The 21,011-nt window shown below is 62.9% G+C and carries 18 protein-coding genes; 6 read left to right on the top strand and 12 right to left on the bottom strand.

Annotated features, from left to right (window positions below):
* Positions 1–136 precede the first annotated feature (136 nt).
* A complete protein-coding gene (locus BMW76_RS28300) occupies positions 137–754 on the bottom strand; it encodes a YbhB/YbcL family Raf kinase inhibitor-like protein (RefSeq protein WP_090871272.1) in 618 nt (205 codons plus the stop codon).
* A 265-nt stretch (positions 755–1,019) separates the two neighbouring features.
* On the opposite strand from BMW76_RS28300, the gene BMW76_RS28295 reads away from it, so the two are divergent.
* Positions 1,020–1,727 carry a response regulator gene (locus tag BMW76_RS28295; RefSeq protein ID WP_087736228.1) on the top strand — a complete coding sequence of 236 codons (708 nt, stop codon included), beginning with the start codon at positions 1,020–1,022 and terminating at the stop codon, positions 1,725–1,727.
* Between the two features lie 162 nt (positions 1,728–1,889).
* Here BMW76_RS28295 and BMW76_RS28290 read toward each other — a convergent pair whose 3' ends face one another.
* A complete protein-coding gene (locus BMW76_RS28290) occupies positions 1,890–2,576 on the bottom strand; it encodes an orotate phosphoribosyltransferase (RefSeq protein WP_090871270.1) in 687 nt (228 codons plus the stop codon).
* Between the two features lie 372 nt (positions 2,577–2,948).
* Here BMW76_RS28290 and BMW76_RS28285 point away from each other — a divergent pair, with 372 nt between their 5' ends.
* Positions 2,949–4,181 carry an MFS transporter gene (locus BMW76_RS28285; protein WP_090871268.1) on the top strand — a complete coding sequence of 411 codons (1,233 nt, stop codon included), beginning with the start codon at positions 2,949–2,951 and terminating at the stop codon, positions 4,179–4,181.
* 307 nt (positions 4,182–4,488) lie between these two features.
* Positions 4,489–6,774: an NADP-dependent malic enzyme gene (locus tag BMW76_RS28280; protein WP_090871266.1), complete on the top strand. Its 2,286-nt coding sequence runs from the start codon at positions 4,489–4,491 to the stop codon at positions 6,772–6,774.
* A 103-nt stretch (positions 6,775–6,877) separates the two neighbouring features.
* Here the strand turns inward: BMW76_RS28280 and BMW76_RS28275 are convergent, their stop codons facing one another.
* Complete coding sequence (locus BMW76_RS28275) at positions 6,878–10,489, bottom strand: indolepyruvate ferredoxin oxidoreductase family protein (protein ID WP_090871264.1); 3,612 nt, start codon at positions 10,487–10,489, stop codon at positions 6,878–6,880.
* Between the two features lie 349 nt (positions 10,490–10,838).
* Between BMW76_RS28275 and BMW76_RS28270 the strand changes: the two genes are divergently transcribed.
* Entirely contained in the window at positions 10,839–11,027 is a 189-nt protein-coding gene (locus BMW76_RS28270; RefSeq protein WP_090871407.1) for a hypothetical protein, read from the top strand.
* Positions 11,028–11,187: 160 nt separating this feature from the next.
* Here the strand turns inward: BMW76_RS28270 and hppD are convergent, their stop codons facing one another.
* Entirely contained in the window at positions 11,188–12,285 is a 1,098-nt protein-coding gene (hppD, locus tag BMW76_RS28265; RefSeq protein WP_090871261.1) for a 4-hydroxyphenylpyruvate dioxygenase, read from the bottom strand.
* A 154-nt stretch (positions 12,286–12,439) separates the two neighbouring features.
* On the opposite strand from hppD, the gene BMW76_RS28260 reads away from it, so the two are divergent.
* Complete coding sequence (locus BMW76_RS28260; protein WP_090871259.1) at positions 12,440–12,955, top strand: Lrp/AsnC family transcriptional regulator; 516 nt, start codon at positions 12,440–12,442, stop codon at positions 12,953–12,955.
* Between the two features lie 72 nt (positions 12,956–13,027).
* On the opposite strand, the gene BMW76_RS28255 is transcribed toward BMW76_RS28260, so the two are convergent.
* From BMW76_RS28255 to paaA, 8 genes are all read right to left on the bottom strand, one after another.
* Complete coding sequence (locus tag BMW76_RS28255; protein WP_090871257.1) at positions 13,028–13,693, bottom strand: GNAT family N-acetyltransferase; 666 nt, start codon at positions 13,691–13,693, stop codon at positions 13,028–13,030.
* A gap of 322 nt (positions 13,694–14,015) precedes the next feature.
* Positions 14,016–14,642 carry a TetR/AcrR family transcriptional regulator gene (locus tag BMW76_RS28250; RefSeq protein WP_090871255.1) on the bottom strand — a complete coding sequence of 209 codons (627 nt, stop codon included), beginning with the start codon at positions 14,640–14,642 and terminating at the stop codon, positions 14,016–14,018.
* Positions 14,643–14,659: 17 nt separating this feature from the next.
* The gene (locus BMW76_RS28245) at positions 14,660–15,472 is read right to left on the bottom strand and encodes a DUF1835 domain-containing protein (protein ID WP_090871253.1); all 813 of its coding nucleotides are present in this window, start codon (positions 15,470–15,472) and stop codon (positions 14,660–14,662) included.
* Positions 15,473–15,688: 216 nt separating this feature from the next.
* The gene (gene paaE, locus BMW76_RS28240) at positions 15,689–16,777 is read right to left on the bottom strand and encodes a 1,2-phenylacetyl-CoA epoxidase subunit PaaE (RefSeq protein ID WP_090871251.1); all 1,089 of its coding nucleotides are present in this window, start codon (positions 16,775–16,777) and stop codon (positions 15,689–15,691) included.
* A gap of 1 nt (position 16,778) precedes the next feature.
* Positions 16,779–17,348, bottom strand: coding sequence for a 1,2-phenylacetyl-CoA epoxidase subunit PaaD (paaD, locus tag BMW76_RS28235; protein ID WP_090871249.1), 570 nt, complete (start codon positions 17,346–17,348; stop codon positions 16,779–16,781).
* Positions 17,349–17,367: 19 nt separating this feature from the next.
* The gene (gene paaC / locus BMW76_RS28230; protein WP_090871247.1) at positions 17,368–18,171 is read right to left on the bottom strand and encodes a 1,2-phenylacetyl-CoA epoxidase subunit PaaC; all 804 of its coding nucleotides are present in this window, start codon (positions 18,169–18,171) and stop codon (positions 17,368–17,370) included.
* A gap of 9 nt (positions 18,172–18,180) precedes the next feature.
* Positions 18,181–18,465 carry a 1,2-phenylacetyl-CoA epoxidase subunit PaaB gene (paaB, locus tag BMW76_RS28225; RefSeq protein WP_090871245.1) on the bottom strand — a complete coding sequence of 95 codons (285 nt, stop codon included), beginning with the start codon at positions 18,463–18,465 and terminating at the stop codon, positions 18,181–18,183.
* 40 nt (positions 18,466–18,505) lie between these two features.
* Positions 18,506–19,504: a 1,2-phenylacetyl-CoA epoxidase subunit PaaA gene (gene paaA, locus BMW76_RS28220; RefSeq protein WP_090871243.1), complete on the bottom strand. Its 999-nt coding sequence runs from the start codon at positions 19,502–19,504 to the stop codon at positions 18,506–18,508.
* A 159-nt stretch (positions 19,505–19,663) separates the two neighbouring features.
* Here paaA and BMW76_RS28215 point away from each other — a divergent pair, with 159 nt between their 5' ends.
* Positions 19,664–20,938, top strand: coding sequence for an SGNH/GDSL hydrolase family protein (locus BMW76_RS28215; protein WP_090871241.1), 1,275 nt, complete (start codon positions 19,664–19,666; stop codon positions 20,936–20,938).
* Positions 20,939–21,011 lie beyond the last annotated feature (73 nt).

The following is a 21,011-nucleotide window of genomic DNA, read 5'->3' as shown; positions in this document are numbered from 1 at the left end:
ACAACTCCATCGTTTCAAGAAATGACTGGCAAGGGCAGAACGCTGCAGGCCTATTCTGTCATTACGAGCAAGCTGTTTAGACGCCATGAGAAAACACGGCGTCACCTGATCGCTTTTGAGACCGCCTTGGAAAAGGCTAGCGGCCGTACATGACGGTCATGCGGGCGTAGCCGAGCGTCGCGGTGCTGATCTCGTGGTCGAACATCACCGAAGGGCGTCCCTGCGCGAGCCTGAGATTGGGCGCACTCAGCGCATAGACGGTGATGACGTAGCGATGCGGCTTGCCGGGCGGCGGGCAAGGGCCGCCGTAGCCGTCGATGTCGAAGTCGTTGCGCGCTTCGACGGCGCCGAGTTTCTTAAGAAAGCCAGACCCGCTGGCATTTTCCGGCAGCCGGTCGACATTCGCCGGAATGCCGACGACGGCCCAATGCCACCAGCCGCGTCCAGGCGCATCGGGATCGAACATCGTGATCGCAAAGCTGCGCGTGCCGTCGGGCGGGTTATGCCAGCTGAGTTGGGGCGAATGATTGTCGCCCTTGCAGTCCTCGCGATCGAATACCTGCGCGTTGTTGACCATGCCGCCGGCGCGAAAACTGGTGCTTGTGACGGTGAACGCATTGTCGGCGAAGACCGCGGATGCGTGAACCGCGCACGCGAACGCGATGGTGGACGTGACCCGCGATGGCGCGAAAGACAGAAACGGCAAGAGCGAACGGGACGAAGCAGGCGTAACGACCGGGCAACGCAAGCGCATGTGCCGAATCTCCTGTCAGGCTCGTAAAGAATTGTCCTTACGAAGGATTATTGTCCTTTTTTATACCCAAGCGACAAATCGAGTCTAACATTACATCTTATAAAAGCATTCATGCTTGGTAAGCGGCCAGTATGGCCTGAAATCGGCTATAGTCGCTGCAATCGTCTGCAGTACATGCAAGCAGACAAGTCCTAGAAATTTAGAACTAAGAAACAGTTTCATGACTGAAGTTTCGCAGCGTGGATTGTCAGAACAAGGGAGGGCCATGCAAGATCCCATCAGGGTCGTGGTTGCGGACGACCATCCGGTCATTCTCTTTGGTGCCGAGCAGGCGTTGCTCAAGTTCCAGGGTATCCGCGTGGTCGCGCGCGCGAAGCAATCCACCGAGCTAGTGAAGTTGTTACAAACGACGCCCTGCGACGTGCTGGTCACCGATCTTGCCATGCCCGGCGGGCATTACGGCGATGGTCTTCCATTGATCGGTTACTTGCGTCGGAATTTTCCGGACCTGCCTATTGTGGTCCTGACGATGCTCGAAAACGCCGCGTTGCTTAAGCGGCTAAATGAGCTTGGCGTGACTTCCGTGGTGAACAAGTCGGACGATCTGAGCCATATCGGGCTGGCGGTGCAGCACGTCAGCCGGCATCTCGAATACATGAGTCCGTCGGTGAAGGCGTCGCTCGACACGCTGCGCATGAACGCGGGTGGCAAGAGCGATGAAGTGATCCTGTCGAAGCGCGAGCTCGAAGTAGTGCGGCTCTTCGTTTCGGGCATGACCATCAAGGAAATTTCCGAGCAACTGAATCGCAGCATTAAGACGATCAGTACTCAAAAGAACACGGCGATGCGTAAGCTCGGTCTCGAGCGGGATTCCGAACTATTTCAGTATGCGCAGAGCAACGGCTTGATGAATCTGTCGTCGTATGCGCCGGGCGAGGCCGACGACGGAGGTGCTGCGCCGCAACAGTCTTAGGCGTGTCGTCAGAGGCGTGGGAGCGCTTCTGAATCCGGTCGACGCGAATCTTGGCTTGCCAAAGGAAAAGGCCGCCTGTCTTGCGGACAGGCGGCCTTTTTGTTGGCATCGCCGGTCGCGCGCGGGCCCTCACGATATCGGCCCGGCGCATGATGCGGACAATTACTGCGGAGCAGCCGTCGCACCGCCGTGTGCTGCCGACCACTCGGCGGGCGCGTGCAGGAATTTCTCGACTTCGTCGAGCGTCTTCGTATCGAAGTAGCCCTTTTCTTTCGCGACGCGCAGCACGTCCCACCACGTGGCGAGCGCGTGCAGATCGACGTCGATGTCCTTCAGCACGGACACGCTTTCCTTGAAGATGTTGTAGTGGAACAGCACGAAGCAGTGGTTCACCTGCGCGCCCGCCGTGCGCAGCGCGTTGATGAAGTTGATCTTGCTGCGGCTGTCGGTGGTCAGGTCTTCCACCAGCAGCACGCGCTGACCTTCCGTCAGCAGACCTTCGATCTGTGCGTTACGGCCGAAACCCTTCGGCTTCTTGCGCACGTACTGCATCGGCACCATCAGGCGGTCCGACAGCCATGCGGCGAACGGAATGCCCGCCGTTTCGCCGCCGGCGACGGCGTCGATCTGCTCATAACCGACGTCGCGCAAGATCGTCGCTTCCGCCATCTCCATCAGGCCGCGGCGCACGCGCGGATACGAGATCAGCTTGCGGCAGTCGATGTACACCGGGCTCGCCCAGCCAGAAGTGAAGATGTACGGTTTTTCCGCGTTGAAATGCACTGCCTGGACTTCCAGCAGCATTTTTGCGGTCGTGTCGGAGATCGTCTGGCGATCGAAGCCTGTCATGGGCGAATCCTTGGGTGGTGAGCTGGGAGGCGGGCGCGCGGCCCGATGGCGCAGCAAGCGTGGCGTGACCAGATGTGGCACCTGGCGCCCAGTTGGGCGAAACACGCCGAACAGTTGAAAAACTGACGGGATCACTGCGCGCGTAGCCGGTTATTTTACCCGATTCGGACTTCTCCCAGGGCGCCCGGACGCGCGAGCCGCCGTCGCACTGGCTATCCGGGCGCTTCGCCTATGCTTTTTGGCCAGGTTGTGACGGCAGATCATGGCCTTTACACTCACGCGACATTTCCACCGCAAGTTTCAGCGATGGCCGCGCGGCCAACGGCTCCATCTGCCGTTTGCACCCAGCTACGCCCGCAAGGACCGCCGCACATGAACGTCGCCTCTTCGCCGAATGTCGTCACGCAAGATACACGCCCCGGTTATGCCGTGCGGGCGCTGATCGCGTCGGTGCTCGGCTACGCGATGGATGGCTTCGACCTGCTGATCCTCGGCTTCATGCTGCCCGTGATCGCCGCCGATCTGCAGCTTACGTCGACGCAAGCCGGCTCGCTCGTCACCTGGACGCTGATCGGCGCAGTCGCAGGCGGTCTGATTTTCGGCGTCTTGAGTGACTATTTCGGCCGCGTGCGCATGCTCACGTGGACGATCCTGATCTTCGCGATCTTTACGGGCCTGTGCGCGCTCGCGCAGGGCTACGGCGATCTGCTCGCGTACCGGACGATCGCGGGCGTCGGTCTGGGCGGAGAGTTCGGCATCGGCATGACGCTCGTCGCCGAGGCCTGGCCGGCGGCACAGCGCGCGCGTGTGTCGTCGTATGTCGGGCTTGGCTGGCAACTTGGCGTGCTCGCCGCGGCGTTGCTGACACCGCTGCTGCTGCCGTTGATCGGCTGGCGCGGCATGTTCGCGCTCGGGCTGCTGCCCGCCGTGGTGTCGTTTTTCGTGCGGCGGCGCGTCGAGGAGCCGGCGCTTTTCACCCAGCGAATCGCGCGCGGCATGCGCAAGGCACCTGTGAAACTGCTCGTCGCCGATGGCCGCACGAGGCGCGCGAGCGCAGGCGTCGCGATTCTCTGCTCGGTGCAGAACTTCGGCTACTACGGCCTGATGATCTGGCTGCCGACCTATCTGTCGAATACATTCGGCTACTCGCTGACGCGCTCCGGTCTGTGGACGGCGGTCACGGTGCTCGGCATGGCCGTCGGCATCTGGCTGTTCGGCAACGCCGCCGACCGCTTCGGCCGCAAGCCGGCGTTTCTGTTCTATCAGGCGGGCGCCGTCGTGATGGTGTTCGTCTACGCGCACCTGAGCACGCCCGCCGCGCTGCTGATAGGCGGCGCGTTGATGGGCGTGTTCGTGAACGGGATGATCGGCGGCTACGGCGCGCTGATTTCCGAGCTATACCCGACGGACGCCCGCGCCACCGCGCAAAACGTGCTGTTCAACATCGGCCGGGCGGTGGGCGGCTTCGGCCCCGTCGCGGTCGGCGCGCTCGCTGCGCGCTTTTCGTTCGGCGCGGCGCTCGTCGCGCTCGCGTCGATCTACGTGCTCGATATCTTCGCGACGCTCTTTCTTATTCCCGAACGCCGCGGCTCAGCGCTCGAATGACCGTGTCTGGCGAGCGCCCGCGCGCAAGCTGAAAAGTACTTCCATGTCGCGCCGCAGCACGAGCTGGCGCGGCTCCGGCTTATCCGTCCGGTACAAAACCTGGCCCGAACTGACTCATCCGGGGTGTACACTAACCGACCCGAAAAAGCTCAGCGCCGCCTGCTTTCCGCTGAGGTTTGACGCCGCGCCCAACGGGCGCACGCGAGAAACGCCGCCGTCGGGCACCGACCCGGCGACGGCCAGCGCAGCACGTGACGTAGCGATGTATCGAGCCGGACCCAATTATTAACGTCTCGCAGGTTAGAAAATGGACGAACAACTGAAGCAAAGCGCTCTCGCGTATCACCAGAATCCGAAGCCCGGCAAGATTTCGGTCACGCCGACCAAGCCGCTTTCGAACCAGCTGGATCTGTCGCTCGCGTACTCGCCGGGCGTTGCAGCCGCGTGCATGGCCATCCACGACGAGCCGCTCGACGCACAGAAGTACACGTCGCGTGGCAACCTCGTCGGCGTGGTCACGAACGGCACGGCAGTGCTGGGCCTCGGCAACATCGGACCGCTCGCCGCGAAGCCCGTGATGGAAGGCAAGGGCTGTCTGTTCAAGAAGTTCGCCGGCATCGACGTGTTCGATATCGAGCTGAGCGAATCCGATCCCGACAAGCTCGTCGAAGCGATCGCGATGCTGGAGCCGACGCTCGGCGGCATCAACCTCGAAGACATCAAGGCGCCCGAATGCTTCTACATCGAGAAGAAGCTGCGCGAGCGCATGAAGATTCCCGTTTTCCACGACGACCAGCACGGCACGGCGATCATCGCATCGGCGGCGATTCTCAACGGCCTCAAGGTGGTCGGCAAGAAGCTCGAAGAAGTGAAGCTCGTGTGCTCGGGCGCGGGTGCGGCGGCCATCGCGTGTCTGGATCTGCTCGTGAACCTGGGCCTGTCGAAGAAGAACGTGCTCGTCGTCGACTCGAAGGGCGTGATCTACGAAGGCCGCGGCAATCTGGACCCGTCGAAGGAGCGCTACGCGACGCATACCGACGCGCGCACGCTCGCCGACGCGATCAAGGGCGCCGACGTGTTCCTCGGGTGCTCGAGCGCCGGCGTGCTGAAGCCGGAAATGGTCAAGGAGATGGGCACGCAGCCGCTGATCCTCGCGCTCGCGAACCCGGAGCCGGAAATCCGCCCGGAAGAAGCGAAGAAGGTGCGCCCGGACTGCATCATCGCGACGGGCCGGTCGGACTATCCGAACCAGGTCAACAACGTGCTGTGTTTCCCGTTCATCTTCCGTGGCGCGCTGGACGTCGGCGCGACGACGATCACGGAAGATATGAAGCTCGCGTGCGTGCGCGCGATCGCCGAACTCGCGGAAGAATCCGATCAGGGCGATGAAGTCGCGAAGGCCTACGAAGGCCATTCGCTGGAATTCGGCCCCGACTACCTGATTCCGAAGCCTTTCGATCCGCGTCTGATCATCAAGATTGCGCCCGCCGTTGCGCAGGCTGCGATGGACTCGGGCGTCGCCACGCGTCCGATTCAGGACATGGACGCCTATCGCGAGCAACTGGGCGCGACGGTCTACCGCTCGGGCATGGTGATGCGGCCCGTGTTTGCCGCTGCGAAGGCGCAGCCGGCGCGCATCGTGTTCGCGGAAGGCGAAGACGAGCGCGTGCTGCGCGCTGCGCAATTCGTGCTGCTCGAAAAGATCGCGAAGCCGATCCTGGTGGGTCGCCCCGGCGTGATCGAGATGCGTCTGAAGAAGATCGGCTCGAAGCTCAAGTGCGGCGAAGACTTCGAGATCGTCAATCCGGAAGACGATCCCCGTTACCACAAGAGCTGGCAGGCGTATCACGAAATCGGCGCGCGCGAAGGCGTCACGCCGGAAGTCGCGAAGGCCGCGATGCGCAAGTTCAATACGCTGATCGGCGCGATTCTCGTGCATCTCGGCGATGCGGACGGCATGATCTGCGGCCTGATCGACACGTATCACGAGCATCTGAAATACGTCGAGCAGGTGCTGGGCAAGGCCAGGCACGTCGACAACTTCGCCGCGATGAACCTGCTGATGCTGCCGGGCCGCAACCTCTTCATCAGCGACACCTACGTGAACGAGGTGCCGACGGCCGAACAGCTCGCCGACATGACGATTCTCGCCGCGCGCGAAATCGAGAAGTTCGGCATCGTGCCGAAGGTCGCGCTGCTGTCGAATTCGAACTTCGGCAGCGTTCCGTCGGCGACGTCGGCTCGCATGTCGGCGGCGCGCAAGCTGATCGCCGAACGCGCGCCGCATCTCGAAGTGGACGGCGAAATGCACGGCGACGCGGCGCTGTCGGAAGCGGTGCGCAAGGCGGCCTTCCCGGGCACGACGCTCACGGGCGAAGCGAACCTGCTGATCATGCCGAACGTCGAAGCGGCGAACATCACATACAACCTGCTGAAGATGATCGGCGGCGAAGGCGTGACGGTTGGTCCGTTCCTGCTGGGCGCGTCGAAGCCGGTGCACATCCTGACGCCGGCCGCGACCGTGCGCCGGATCATCAACATGACGGCGATCGCTTCGGCGAATGTCAATGCGGAGCGGCAAGCCGCGAACTGAGCGCTTCCCGCTGGATGATCGCTAGATGAAAAAAGGGCACCGCGAGGTGCCCTTTTTGTTGCTGCCGGTATTGCGTCACCGGCCTGCCCGGAAGACTTCTGCGTTATGCGACGTGCTGCTGCTCGACGCCGCCCGTCGGCGAGCGCCACTTCGCGAGCAACGCAGCCCACTTCGCGCGCACGCCCTTCAGATTGTTCTCCTTCACGTGGCCGTAGCCGCGAATGCCGTCCGGCAGATTGGCGAGCTCGACGGCCAGTGCGCGCTTGTCAGCCGTCAATCCGCCGATCAGCTCACGCACCAGCGTTTCATACTCGACGATCAACGCACGTTCGGCGCGGCGCTCTTCCGTCTTGCCGAACACGTCGAGCGCCGTGCCGCGCAGGAACTTCAGCTTTGCGAGCACGTGCATTGCGTTGAGCATCCACGGACCGTACTGCTTTTTCACCAGATGTCCGTGTGCGTCCTTCTTCGCCGTCGACGGCGGTGCGAGATGGAATTTCAACTTCCAGTCGCCTTCGAAATTCGCCTTCAGCTTCTCGACGAACGCCGGGTCCGAATACAGGCGCGCCACTTCGTATTCGTCCTTGTACGCCATCAGCTTGTGCAGATTCTTCGCGACCGCTTCTGTCAACGGCATCTGGCCGTCGGCGGCTTCGAGCTTCGTTTCAGCGGCCCGCACTTCGTCGACCAGCTTGCGATAACGCGCCGCGTAAGCGTCGTTTTGATAAGCGGCCAGATACTGCGCGCGCTTGTCGATCAGCGTATCAAGCGCCTTCGGCGTATGCAGCGAAATGATCTTCGCGACATTCGACGTATTGTCGTCGTCGACGCGGTTCTGCGGCCGCGCGAGCTTGCGCACGGCGTCGAGATCGTGCGCCGCGCGGCGGCCCCATTCGAATGCCGCACGGTTCTTCTCGACCTGCACCGCGTTCAGTTCGATCGCGCGCATCAGCGACTCGTGCGTGAGCGGCAGCCAGCCTTTCTGCCACGCGTAGCCGAGCACGAACGGATTCGTGTAGATCGCGTCGCCGAGCAGCGCGACCGCGAAATGGTTCGCATCGACAGCCGCGACGTTCTCGTCACCGGCAGCCGCGCGCACGTCCGTGTCGGCGCTCGCGCCAGGGAAGCGCCAGTTCGGGTTCTTGATGAACTCGGCCGTCGGCGTCGGCGCGCTGTTCAGCACGACGTGCGTGCGGCCGTTCTGCATCCGCGACACGCATTCGTCGCCCGCTGTCACGATCGAATCGCAACCGATCACCAGATTCGCTTCGCCCATCGCGATGCGTGTCGCGTGGATGTCGGCGGGCTGGTTCGCGATCTGCACGTGGCTCATCACGGCGCCGCCTTTCTGCGCGAGACCCGTCACATCGAGCACCGTCACGCCTTTGCTTTCGAGGTGCGCGGCCATGCCGAGCAGCGCGCCGATCGTCACGACACCCGTGCCGCCGACGCCCGTCACCAGCACGCCGTACGGCTTGCCGATCGCGGGAATCTCGGGGTCGGGAACGGGCGGCATCGTGTCGCCCGATGCACCTGACGCACCCGACGCCTTCGGCTTGCGCAGCTGTCCGCCTTCGACGGTCACGAAGCTCGGGCAAAAGCCCTTCAGACACGAGAAGTCCTTGTTGCAGGTCGACTGGTTGATCTGCCGTTTCGTGCCGTACTCGGTTTCGAGCGGCTCGACCGACAGGCAGTTCGACTGCACCGAGCAATCGCCGCAGCCTTCGCACACGGCTTCGTTGATCACGACGCGCTTCGCCGGATCGGGATACGCACCGCGCTTGCGGCGGCGGCGCTTCTCGGTCGCGCAGGTCTGGTCGTAGATCAGGATCGTCGTGCCTTCGATCTCGCGCAACTCGCGCTGCACGTCGTCGAGCAGGTCGCGATGGTGTATCGCGATACCCGGCGCGAGGCCGACATTCGCGCTGTACTTCTCGGGCTCGTCGGTGACGATCACGATCTTTTTCGCGCCTTCCGCTGCGAGTTGATGCGTGATCTGCGGCACGGTCAGCGTGCCGTCGACGGGCTGGCCGCCCGTCATCGCGACAGCGTCGTTATACAGAATCTTGTACGTGATGTTGGCCTTCGACGCGATCGCCGCGCGAATCGCAAGCAGGCCCGAGTGGAAGTACGTGCCGTCGCCGAGATTGGCGAACACATGTTTGTCGTTCGTGAACGGCGCCTGGCCGACCCACGCGACGCCTTCGCCGCCCATCTGGCTGAACGTGCTCGTGCTGCGGTCCATCCACACGGTCATGTAGTGGCAGCCGATGCCCGCCATCGCGCGCGAGCCTTCGGGCACGTTCGTCGACGTATTGTGCGGGCAGCCCGAGCAGAACCACGGCTTGCGTTCGGCTTCGACGCGCGGACGCGCCAACGCCTTTTCCTTCGCTTCGATCACGGCGATGCGCGCCGCGATACGCGCACGCACGTCGGACGGCAGATCGAACTTGTCGAGACGCGTCGCGATCGCCTTTGCAATCAGCGCGGGCGACAGTTCGTAGTGCGCGGGCAGCAGCCAGTTGCCCATCGGCACCGACCATTCGCCGCCTGCGCCGTCCTTCTCGTCGAACTTGCCGAACACGCGCGGACGCTGCGCATCCGGCCAGTTGTACAGCTCTTCCTTGATCGCGTATTCGAGAATCTGGCGCTTCTCTTCGACGACCAGAATCTCTTGCAGTCCGCGCGCGAACGCCTGCGCGCCTTGCGCTTCGAGCGGCCACACGCAGCCGACCTTGTACAGGCGAATGCCGATGCGCGAGCAGGTCTCGTCGTCGAGGCCGAGATCGGTCAGCGCCTGGCGCACGTCGAGATACGCCTTGCCGCCCGTGATGATGCCAAAGCGCGCATGCGGCGAATCGATCTCGATCCGGTCGAGCTTGTTCGCGCGCACGTAGGCGAGCCCGGCGTACCACTTGTAGTCGAGCAGACGCGCTTCCTGCACGAGCGGCGGATCGGGCCAGCGAATGTTGAGACCGCCTTCGGGCATTTCGAAGTCGGACGGCAGAATGATTTGCGTGCGGTGCGGATCGATATCGACGGAAGCCGACGACTCGACCACGTCGGTCACGCACTTCATCGCGACCCACAGGCCGGAGTAGCGGCTCATCGCCCAGCCGTGCAGGCCGAAGTCGAGATATTCCTGCACGTTTGACGGAAACAGCACGGGCAGGCCACATGCCTTGAACAGGTGTTCCGACTGGTGCGCGAGCGTCGATGATTTGGCGGCGTGATCGTCGCCGGCGAGTACGAGAACACCGCCGTGACGCGACGAGCCGGCCGAGTTGCCGTGCTTGAACACGTCGCCCGAGCGATCGACGCCGGGGCCCTTGCCGTACCACATCGAGAACACGCCGTCGTGTTTGGCGCTGGGATAGAGGTTGACCTGCTGCGAGCCCCACACGGCTGTCGCGGCGAGGTCTTCGTTGACGCCGGGCTGAAAGACCACTTGATGCCCGGCGAGGTGCTTCTTCGCCTTCCACAGCGCCTGGTCGAGGCCGCCGAGCGGTGATCCGCGATAGCCCGAGATGAAGCCGGCGGTATTGAGTCCGGCGGCCTTGTCGCGCTCCTGTTGCAGCATCGGCAGACGCACCAGCGCCTGAATGCCGCTCATGTACGCGCGGCCGCGTTCGAGCGTGTATTTGTCGTCGAGCGTGACGGAAGTCAACGCGGCTTCGAGCGAGGCTCGCTGACCAGCGTCTAGCGGGGCATTCATTATGTGTACTCCTCCAACCCAGTTTGGGATCGCCAAAACCTTCAGGGCCTCGGCATCTTGTGAATGCTCTGGCCGGGGTCGCCATATTGACGGCTTTTTTGCGATGGTAGCACTGGTAAAAACCCGCCGCTAATCGTTGAAAACACCACAGTGCGGGATGGCTCACGCAGGAAAATGTCGCGCGTGTGACGTGGCGGAATCTTTTTGGTGTGCCGCTGTAACAGCGTGTAAAAGCTTGAAACGACAGGAACGGGGCTTGAAATGCCGGTCTAAACTCCCCACCTGCATGAATCGCAACGTTCCGCATGCCGCGGAGCTTCGCTGTGCAGGAGTCGAAAAAGGAGTACGCATGAACACGAAACACATCCAGACCTTCCTGATGGTCTCGGCAGCATTCTTCGCGATGAGCGCGCCCGTGCACTCGAGCAGCGCCAGTTCGCTGGTGAATGCCATCACGCGCACCGCGCCGGTGGCTGCGGCAACGGTCGCCGTGAACCGGCAGCGCTCATCCGACGACGACACGGAGCAGCGTGGCTGACGCGCGATGGCGAGCGGCCGGCTGGGCCGCCCGCGTCTGAACGAACAGCGGGAGTCGGCGGACCGAGGGGCACCGACTCTTAAATCCCAAAATGAAAAAGGCGAGGATCGTACGATTCCTCGCCTTTTTCTTTGTCCGGCGTGAGCCGCCAGAACGTGCGTTACGCCTTGTCCTGCACGACCCCGCGACGAATCTGATCCAGCTCGATCGATTCGAACAGCGCCTTGAAGTTACCCTCGCCGAAACCCTGGTTGCCCTTGCGCTGGATGATCTCGAAGAAGATCGGTCCGATCTGATTCTCGGTGAAGATTTGCAGCAGCAGGTCGTCGTGCGCGCCGTCAATCAGGATCTTGCGCTTGCGCAGTTCGTCCAGCGGCTCGCCGTGGTTCGGCACGCGGCGGTCGACGAGCTCGTAGTATGTGTCGATGGTATCGAGCAGCGAGATGTTCGACGCGCGCAGGCCGTCGACCGTCCTGTAGATATCGCTCGTGCCGAGCGCGATGTGCTGAATGCCTTCGCCGTGGTACGCGTCGAGATATTCCTGGATCTGGCCAGCCGTCTCCGAGCCTTCCTCGTTGATCGGAATGCGGATCTTGCCGCACGGCGACGTCATCGCCTTCGACTTCACGCCCGTCACCTTGCCTTCGATGTCGAAGTAGCGCACTTCGCGGAAATTGAACAGGCGCTCGTAGAACTCGGCCCACTCCTGCATGCGTCCGCGATGCACGTTGTGCGTCAGGTGATCGATATAGGTGAGGCCATGGCCGGTCGCGTTCGGATCGGCGCCCGGAATCGGCTCGAAGTCGACATCGTAGATGCTGATGTCGCCGATGCTGTGCGGCGCCGCGCCGTTCTTGCCGCGCCAGCGGTCGACGAAATAGATCAGCGAGTCGCCGATGCCCTTGATCGCGGGGATGTTCAGCTCCATCGGGCCCGTCTTGTTGTCGAAGCCCCATGCGCCCAGATCCAGCGCGCGCTTGTAGGCCTTGGCGGCATCCTGCACGCGGAACGCAATCGCGCAGATCGACGGGCCATGCAGGCGCGCAAAGCGCTGCGCGAAAGAATCCGGCTCGGCGTTGACGATGAAGTTGATGTCGCCCTGGCGGTACAGCGTCACGTCCTTGTGACGATGCTTCGCGATCGCCGTGAAGCCCATGCGCTCGAACAGCTTGCCGAGCGCGACGGGGTCGGGCGCGGTGTACTCGATGAATTCGAAACCGTCGGTGCCGACGGGATTTTCCCAGGTGGGAACCTTCATATCTGTCTCCTCAAATGCGGATTTCCGATGCGCGTCGCGCGATTCGATGAAGAACAGTGTAGTTGCCGATGCCCGAAGAATGCTTGCGAATTTAAGCGTCGTTCACTACGCTGACGCTACTTTCTGGCTCTTTGCCGGCTTGGGATAGCAGAAGATGGCTCAAATTGAGATAGATGCAATCGACCGGCGAATTCTCGCGATTCTTCAGGAGAATGGACGGCTGTCGAACCAGGAGATCGCGGATCGGGTGAATCTGTCGCCGAGTCCGTGTCTGCGCCGCATTCGCAGGCTGGAGGAAATCGGCGTGATTCGTGGATATGTTGCGCTCCTGGATGCGCAGATGCTGGGGCTGGATCTGCTCGCCTACGTCAACGTGCGGCTGGAAAAGCGCGGCGGTCCCGCGCTCAGCGCGCGCGCCGACGGCACGCCGGGGCGCGCGGGCGCGACGCATTCGGAACTGTTTCGGGCGGCGGTGCAGGGTTGGCCGGAAGTGGTCGCCTGCCATGCGATGACGGGCGACATGGACTATCTGCTGCGCGTGCAGGTCCGCGATATGGCGCATTTCTCGCGATTCGTGCAGGACCAGTTGCTGCGGCATCCGTCGGTGATCGACGTAAAGTCGAGCTTCTCGCTGGAGAAGTTCAAGGAGACCACTTCGTTGCCGCTGTGAGGGACGGCGCGCGAAAACAAGAAGGGCGGCTCGTTGAAGAGCCGCCCTTTGGGATTTCCCGGTTCTCGACGCCTACGCGGCAATCGCGGTCGGAATGAACGATTCGATGAGCTTCGAGGTGCTGCGCGCCTGGCGCTTGAGCACGTAGTCGAAGACGGCTGCCTGTTCCTGCAGCATTTCCGCGATGATGCTGTTCTGGTCGGCGGGCGCGAGCGTCAGATATGCGTCCGCTTCGCCGTATGCGTATTCGATCTTCATGCCGGCTTTCTTGGCGATGTGCATCATCGTCGTATTGCGCGACAGACAGTGGATGTACAGCGTCGTCACGCGCGTGTTGCGGCTGCGGATGGCGGCGCGCTCGAAGAGCTTCGTGCCGATGCCTTGACCGCGCACGCTTTCCGACACCGACACGCCGAATTCAGCAGTGCGTGTGTCGCCCTCGGCGGGCAGATAGGCCAGATGGCCGACGCCGACCAGTCGCAGATGGCAGTCGAACACGCCGAACACGGTGTCGCGGCCGAAATCCAGCGTGCGGACATAGTTCTCGATCACGTGGTCCGGCGTGATCTGGCCGAAGCGCAGCAGGCGATCTTCTTCGCCCAGTTCGAGGAAGTGGGCGAGCAGGCGCTTGCGGTCTTTCTCGCCGAGCTCCCGGACCAGAACAGGCGCGCGGCCGGCGACGGTCATCAAGCGATCGACGACGATCGGCTCGGTGGCGCGGACAGTTTGCTTATTCACGGTGGGTTCTCCTTTAGCTAGGCGGCATGACGCGCCGCAATAAGCATTCTAATGGAAAACCCGGAGTCGACCTAGGGAAAACCCGGAAGGAAATCGAGTGCGCGGTCTAAAATTGCATTGCTTATTTTTATAACTTATTGATATTTAAGGATAATTCATAGAATGAAGGTGCGGCAGCGATGCGTCGCCTTGCCGCAACGAGGGCACGTATATTGCTGCGTCGCGACATCATTTTTTCAATGCCAATGGGTGCGCGCGTCTTGGCAGGCGCGCGCATCGGAAGTGCTGAAGCCGCTGTCTTCGTGAACGCAACGGCCGTGCGTCAGTTGCGATCCGCGCCTGCGGCCTTCGACTTGAGCAGCCCGTGGTCCACCATCTCGACGACCTGCTCGGCGAACTCCTGGTAGCCCATCCGGCCGCCCGGCTTCAGCCAGGTGAAAGTCCAGTTGATCATCCCGAACACCATCATCGTGAGCGCGGTCTGGTTTTCGCGGTTGACACGCTCGGGATAGGCGCGCGCCAGTTGCCGCGCGAACGCGGCGACTACGTCCCGCTGACGGTTCAGGATGATTTCGCGCTGCGCTTCGACCAGATATTTGACGTCGTTCAGCAGCGCGACGTGCCGGCTGTGCGACGTCTCGTATTCGGAGAGGAAGGCGCGGATCAGTTCGGCGAACGCATCGCGTTCGGTGAGTCCGCGCCGCTGGCTCGCGCCCTCGACCTCGGCAATGATCAGCATCAGCCGCTTTGTGTAGCGGTCGAGCAGATCGAAGAGAATCGCTTCCTTGCTCTCGTAGTAGTGGTAGAGGCGCGCTTTCGATGTGCCGCTCGCTGCGGCGAGGTCGGCCATCGACGTGCTCGGATAGCTTGTTTGAGCGAATTTCGCAGCGGCCAGTTCGAGAATCTGGTCGCGCTGGCTCTCGTGATCTGGGGCTCGTGTACGGGCCATAATTGTTCTGGTTTGTCTCAAGCAGGAGAAAAGGAGTCGCGCACGACATTCATTTCGAGCGATCGCCAGACGGTCGGATCGCCGCGTAGTTGCAGCTGGCCGTCAGCGGCGAGCTCGCGTAGACGCCAGAGCACGATGACGTCGCTGACCAGCAAGCCGTTGTTCGCCGTCATCACGGCAGCGGCGACGCGCCCGGCGGATTGCCAGCCATCGGCGGCGTGTTCGAGGATCGACGCGTCCAGTTCGGCGAACGTGCCGCTCGAAAACGTGTTGTCGTGCCATCGGCGCAGTTCGGCGTTGGCCTGCTTCACCTCCTGCCATTCGAGCGCGAGACGCCCGATGCGCAGCACCGAAATCGGCGCGGCCGTAGCGAGCCGCTGTTGCAGCACGGCCGGAGCGAACATGCCGACGGACGTTGCCCGGTCGGCGCGGCGGTGCGCGGCGCGGTCGCCCGTCAGATCGTCGATGCAGACACGCGCTTCGTTCAGCCGTTGCGGCATCTCGCGCAGATGGAAACATACGCGGCGCAGCGTCAACTGATCGGCGCAGCTTTGGCCATGCCATACGACGACGTGCGTTGTCGCGCCGACCACCGCTTCCAGTTCGCTCGCCTGCGCGTCGAATTCGGCCGCGAAATTGCGTGTGATGTCGCCGGTGACGCGTCGCCAGAAGTCGGCGCGCAGATGAGGCGCTTCGTCGATGTCGCGCAACGGACCGACGGCCAGGTCGTCGCGCAATGCGAGCACGGCGTCGGCGCGGCCCGCGTGGCTGAGCGCTTGACGCAGGGACTCGGCGGCAACGTCGCCGTTGGTAATGTGAATCGTGCTCATCGTGATTGACGGGGCGGTTCGATCGCCGCTCGATTTCAGTTCAGGCGTGTGCTTTGCCCGGACAACGGAAAAGGCCGCTCGTCGAGGAAAGGACTTTCCTGTGACGAGCGGCCCCTAGTGTAAGCGGATCGCGGATGTGCCGAAAGCGACTGGCGTGCGCACACCATGCGCGGCGCGTGCACGGCAGGCGCGGCCGCGCCGCGCTTCGCGTAACGGTCAGCGTTCGTCGTAGCTGACCACGATCTTGTCGCTGACGGGATGGCACTGACAGGTGAGCACGAAGCCGTCGCGGATCTCCTGTTCCTCCAGCGTGTAGTTCTTTTCCATCTTCACTTCGCCTTCCAGCACCTTCGCGCGGCAGGTGCAGCAGACGCCGCCCTTGCACGCATACGGCAGCGCCAGTCCGGCTCGCAAGCCCACATCGAGCACGCTCAAGCCCTGATACGGCAGACGCAGCTTGCGCTTCTTGCCGTCGAGGACGATTTCGAGGTCGGCTGTCGGCGTGTCGTCGGTGATTTCGGCGGCGGGTACGCCAGCCTGAGGCAACGGCGTCCCGAAACGCTCGACGTGCACCTTTTCCTGTGGAATACCCGCGGCCTTCAAGGCGGCTTCGGCGGCGTCCATCATCGGCGCGGGACCGCAGATGAATGCTTCGTCGATCGCGCCAGGCGGCACCAGTGTTTCGAGAAACGACGCGCACTTCTGCTGATCGAGCACGCCATTGAACAGCTCGACGTCCTGGATGTCATCTGACAGCACGTGGTACAGCACGAAGCGGTTCATGAACCGGTTCTTCAGATCTTCGAGTTCCTCGGCGAACATGATCTGGTCGATGCTGCGGTTGCCGTAGATCAGCGTGAACGTGCTGCGTGGCTCGATCTCCAGCGTCGTCTTGATGATCGCGAGCACGGGCGTGATGCCCGAGCCGCCCGAGAACGCGACGTACTGCTTGCCGTGGTCTGCGTTCAGGTGCGTGAAGAAGCGGCCGTCGGGCGTCATCACGTCGATCGTGTGGCCGGGTTGCAGCGTGTCGAATGCGAAGTTCGAGAAGCGGCCGCCGCGCACGCGCTTGATGCCGATGCGCAGTTCGCCGTCGCGGTCGTAATCGGTGACGCCGACGCAGATCGAATACGAGCGGCGCGTCTCTTCGCCGTCGATGTGTGTTTTCAGCGTGACGAACTGGCCCTGCGTGAAGCGATACTGCTCGCGCAGTTCGACGGGGATTTCGAAGGCGACGGAGACCGCGTCGGCGGTTTCAGGCCGCACTTCCCGGATGCGCAGCGGATGAAATTGCGGAGTGGCCATATCAGTAGGGTTTGAAATAGTCGAAGGGTTCGCGGCAGTCGACGCAGCGATACAGCGCCTTGCATGCCGTCGAGCCGAATTGCGCGAGGCGTTCGGTGTGCTTCGAGCCGCAGCGCGGGCAGGCGGGCCCCGGCAGCGAACGCGGAACGAAGCGGATCACTTTCTGTTGCGCGCCCGCGCCTGCATTGCCGGTGGGCCCGGCGCTGCCGCAGTTGCCCGTCGGCGGCGCGATGCCGTAGGCGTGCAGTTTTTCGCGGGCATCATCGGTGATCCAGTCGGTCGTCCACGCGGGCGCGAGCACGGTTTGCACGCGGTACGGCGCGAGACCGGCGGCGTCGAGCGCATGGCCGATGTCTTCCGCGATCTGCGACATCGCCGGGCAGCCCGAGTAAGTCGGCGTGGTGACGACTTCGAGCGCGCCATCGGCGGCGCGGCGCACGTCGCGCAGAATGCCCAGTTCGCGGATCGACACGACGGGGATTTCCGGATCGGGCACCGCTTCGAGCACGGCCCACGCCTCGCCGAGCGCGCGGTCCGTTGCAATGGCTGCTGTTTGGGCGGTCGAAGTCATCGTCTCACTCACCTTTGGATTACCAGCTTGCGCCCGGATGCTGGCGCGCGAGGCTTTGCATTTCCGCGAGCAGGAAGCCCATGTGCTCCGAGTGCTCGCCGTGCTTCCCCGTCGTGATGTGCTTGACGGGCTCCGGCAGCGTGAGCGTCGCGTCGTCGAGCGCGCCCCGCACATCTTCGAGCCACACCGCTTCCAGTTCGGCCGTTTTCGGGCCGATGCCGGCGGCGGCAATTGCGTCTTCCGTCGTGTCGGCGCTGAAGAACTCGCGCGTGTATGGCATCAGATAATCCAGGGCAGCCTGCGCGCGGCGATGCGATTCGTCCGTGCCATCGCCGAAACGCACGAGCCATTCGCGCGAGTGATGCACGTGATACTGCGTTTCCTTGATCGACTTCGCAGCGATCGCGGCCAGTTGCTCGTCCGACGAACCCGTCAGCGCGGACCAGACGTGCAGCATCAGCGTCGAGTACAGGAAGTTACGCACGATCGTGACCGCGTAGTCCTTGTCCGCGTGCGCCGTGCCCGCGAGCGGACCGACATGCGGCAGCTCGACGAGCGTGTAGTTCGCGAACTCGCGCTCGGCGCGGAAGAACGCGAAGTCGTCTTCCGTGCGGGTCTTGCCGGTGAGCGTCTTTTCCAGTTCGGCGGCGTGCGTATACAGCAGACGCGCCTGACCGATCAGGTCGAGGCTCATGTTCGACAGCGCGATGTCTTCTTCGAGAATCGGGCCGTGGCCGCACCATTCCGCGTTGCGCTGACCGAGGATCAGCGCCGTATCGGCGAGGCGCAGTACGTAGGCGAGGTGTTGGGGCGTGATATTCATGACGCGCGCTTACATGTGGTTGACTTCGTCGGGGAGCTGGTAGAACGTCGGATGACGATAGATCTTGTCGCCAGCCGGTTCGAACAGTTCGGCCTTTTCGTCAGGCGCCGATGCTGTGATCGCCGACGACGGCACCACCCAGATGCTCACGCCTTCCTGGCGGCGTGTGTAGACGTCGCGCGCCATGCGCAGCGCCATCGCGGCGTCGGCCGCGTGCAGGCTGCCGCAATGCTTGTGGTCGAGTCCCTGCTTGCTGCGCACGAAGACTTCCCAGATCGGCCATTCCTTGTTCATCGCTATCTCCTTCCTGTCCTTCCAGATTCGGGGGCGCCGCTCAGGCGGCGTGTTGCTGCGCGCGCTGGCGCTGTTTTTCGGCATGGGCGAGGGCGGCTTCGCGGACCCAGGCGCCGTCGTCATGCGCCTTCACGCGCGTGGCGAGGCGTTCCCGGTTGCACGGGCCGTCGCCGTTGACGACGCGCCAGAATTCTTCCCAGTCGAGATCGCTGTAATCGTAGTGGCCGCGTTCATCGTTCCACTTCAACTTCGGATCGGGCAGCGTGACGCCCAGCACCTTGGCCTGCTCGACGGTCGCGTCGACGAATTTCTGGCGCAGGTCGTCGTTCGTGATGCGCTTGATGCCCCACTTCGCCGACTGATTGCTGTGGACGGAATCCTTGTCACTCGGACCGAACATCATCAGAACGGGCCACCACCAGCGGTTGACCGCCTGCTGAACGAGTTCGCGCTGGGCGTCGGTGCCCTTCATCATCGCGAGCAGCGCGTCGAAACCCTGGCGCTGATGGAACGACTCTTCCTTGCAGATGCGGATCATGGCGCGCGCGTACGGGCCGTACGTGCAGCGGCACAGCGGAATCTGGTTCATGATCGCCGCGCCGTCGACCAGCCAGCCGATCACGCCGACGTCCGCCCAGGTCGGCGTCGGGTAATTGAAGATGCTCGAGTATTTCGCCTTGCCTGAATGCAGCGCGTCGATCATCTCGTCGCGCGACACGCCGAGCGTCTCGGCTGCGCTATATAGATAGAGGCCGTGCCCGCCTTCGTCCTGCACCTTGGCCAGCAGGATCGCCTTGCGCTTGAGGCTCGGCGCGCGCGTGATCCAGTTGCCTTCCGGCAGCATGCCGACAATTTCAGAATGCGCGTGCTGCGAAATCTGGCGAATCAGCGTCTTGCGGTACGCGTCGGGCATCCAGTCTTGTGGCTCGATCTTGCCGTCGGCGGCCATCACTTCATCGAAGCGCGCCTGTTCGGAAGAGCCGTTGGCCGCGTCGAGCGGCGCGACGTTGCCAGGAATGTCGAGGGATTGCGTGTACATGTCGAACGCTCTCGTCCTAGTGGTATGTGTTCGGCAGTATAAACCAACCGTCCGGTCGGTTAATCAATTTTTCGAGATGAATTGGTAGGGGTTTGCACTATGCGATCGTGCACAATGGGCGGCTTGCGTCCTCAACCCGTTTTCCAATAATCAGTCGAAATGATCACTCGTCCTCTCGCGGTTCTCTGCGGCGCCGTTGTTTCTTCGCTTGTGTTCGCCTCGGCGCCAGTCTTCGCGGCCGGCGCGCAGACGCCATGGGTCACGGTCTGGGCTACGGCGCTCCAGCCGATTCCGCAAATGTCCAATCCGCCCGCGCTGTACCGGACGCCCGACGTCGCAGGAGGCACGGTTCGGCAGATCGTCTATCCGACGCTGTCGGGCGACGTTGCGCGCGTCCACATCAGCAACGCGTATGGAAAGACGCCGCTCGTGATCGAGGATCTGCGGATTGCGCGCTCGGGTGTCGGGGCCGGCGCGGCCGTGCAGAGCGGTACGGACGCGCGGGTGATGTTCGGCGGAAAAGCGGCGGTGAGCGTGCCTGCCGGCGGGGAGATCGATAGCGATCCCGTGCGGATCGGCATCTCGGCCGGCGTAGCGTATGCCGTCAGCAGTTATATGGGGCGTGAACAACGGATCGTCGCGTGGCATCGGGTTTCGAATCAGGTCAACTATGTGTCGATGCCCGGCAACCATGCGGCCGATGCGTCAGCCGACGCTTATCGCCAGCGATTTACCCAGTTCGCATGGGTGACGGGGTTACAGGTGGAGGCGCCTTCGTCGGCGACGGTCGCAGCAATCGGCGATTCGATCACGGACGGGATGCGCTCGAGCCTGAATCAGAATCGTCGCTGGCCTGACGCGTTAGCGCGCCGGCTGGTTCAGAGCGGCGACACGACGACGGCGGTCGTCAATCTTGGGATCAGCGGAAACCGGCTGCTGAGCGACTCGCCTTGTTATGGAGACGCGCTCGCGTCGCGCTTCGGCCGCGATGTGCTGGCCAAGCCAGGCGTGAAGACCGTGATCCTCCTGATCGGCATCAACGACATCAACTTTGCTGCGATGCCGGCGCGCGCTGGACTCGATTGCGACTTTCCGCATACGGCCGTTACATCGGAGAGTCTGATTGCAGGCTACAAGCAGGTCATTGCGGCGGCGCACGCGCGCGGCATGCGCATTTTCGGGGCCACATTAACGCCGGCGGATTTGCCGCCGCAGCGCGAGGCAATCCGTTCGGCGGTCAATCAATGGATTCGGACGGGCAGGGCGTTCGACGGCGTCGTAGATTTCGATGCCGCGCTGCGAGATCCTGCAGAGCCGACGCGCCTCCAGCGTCCATTCGACAGCGGCGATCACATCCATCCCAGCGATGCAGGTTATGCGGCAATGGCCGCCGCGATTCCGCTACCGGCGGTGCTGGGCGCGCCTCAAAGGTGAATTGTTAAAAAACTTCCATCACACCCTTGTCATTGATCCGTGGATGACCTAAGATTCGCGTCCTTCGTTCGGG

It is taken from the genome of Paraburkholderia diazotrophica (genome assembly GCF_900108945.1).
Lineage (GTDB): Bacteria > Pseudomonadota > Gammaproteobacteria > Burkholderiales > Burkholderiaceae > Paraburkholderia > Paraburkholderia diazotrophica.
This window is presented reverse-complemented; position numbering and strand designations above follow the sequence as displayed.

Bases quoted from the DNA above. Each gene is read 5' to 3' on its own strand.
- BMW76_RS28300 (WP_090871272.1), bottom strand. From the start codon at position 754: ATGCGCTTGCGTTGCCCGGTCGTTACGCCTGCTTCGTCCCGTTCGCTC.
- paaA (WP_090871243.1), bottom strand. From the start codon at position 19,504: ATGTACACGCAATCCCTCGACATTCCTGGCAACGTCGCGCCGCTCGAC.
- BMW76_RS28245 (WP_090871253.1), bottom strand. From the start codon at position 15,472: ATGAGCACGATTCACATTACCAACGGCGACGTTGCCGCCGAGTCCCTG.
- BMW76_RS28290 (WP_090871270.1), bottom strand. From the start codon at position 2,576: ATGACAGGCTTCGATCGCCAGACGATCTCCGACACGACCGCAAAAATG.
- paaE (WP_090871251.1), bottom strand. From the start codon at position 16,777: ATGGCCACTCCGCAATTTCATCCGCTGCGCATCCGGGAAGTGCGGCCT.
- BMW76_RS28260 (WP_090871259.1), top strand. From the start codon at position 12,440: ATGGCTCAAATTGAGATAGATGCAATCGACCGGCGAATTCTCGCGATT.
- BMW76_RS28275 (WP_090871264.1), bottom strand. From the start codon at position 10,489: ATGAATGCCCCGCTAGACGCTGGTCAGCGAGCCTCGCTCGAAGCCGCG.
- BMW76_RS28270 (WP_090871407.1), top strand. From the start codon at position 10,839: ATGAACACGAAACACATCCAGACCTTCCTGATGGTCTCGGCAGCATTC.
- hppD (WP_090871261.1), bottom strand. From the start codon at position 12,285: ATGAAGGTTCCCACCTGGGAAAATCCCGTCGGCACCGACGGTTTCGAA.
- paaB (WP_090871245.1), bottom strand. From the start codon at position 18,465: ATGAACAAGGAATGGCCGATCTGGGAAGTCTTCGTGCGCAGCAAGCAG.
- paaC (WP_090871247.1), bottom strand. From the start codon at position 18,171: ATGAATATCACGCCCCAACACCTCGCCTACGTACTGCGCCTCGCCGAT.
- BMW76_RS28285 (WP_090871268.1), top strand. From the start codon at position 2,949: ATGAACGTCGCCTCTTCGCCGAATGTCGTCACGCAAGATACACGCCCC.
- BMW76_RS28280 (WP_090871266.1), top strand. From the start codon at position 4,489: ATGGACGAACAACTGAAGCAAAGCGCTCTCGCGTATCACCAGAATCCG.
- paaD (WP_090871249.1), bottom strand. From the start codon at position 17,348: ATGACTTCGACCGCCCAAACAGCAGCCATTGCAACGGACCGCGCGCTC.
- BMW76_RS28295 (WP_087736228.1), top strand. From the start codon at position 1,020: ATGCAAGATCCCATCAGGGTCGTGGTTGCGGACGACCATCCGGTCATT.
- BMW76_RS28250 (WP_090871255.1), bottom strand. From the start codon at position 14,642: ATGGCCCGTACACGAGCCCCAGATCACGAGAGCCAGCGCGACCAGATT.
- BMW76_RS28215 (WP_090871241.1), top strand. From the start codon at position 19,664: ATGATCACTCGTCCTCTCGCGGTTCTCTGCGGCGCCGTTGTTTCTTCG.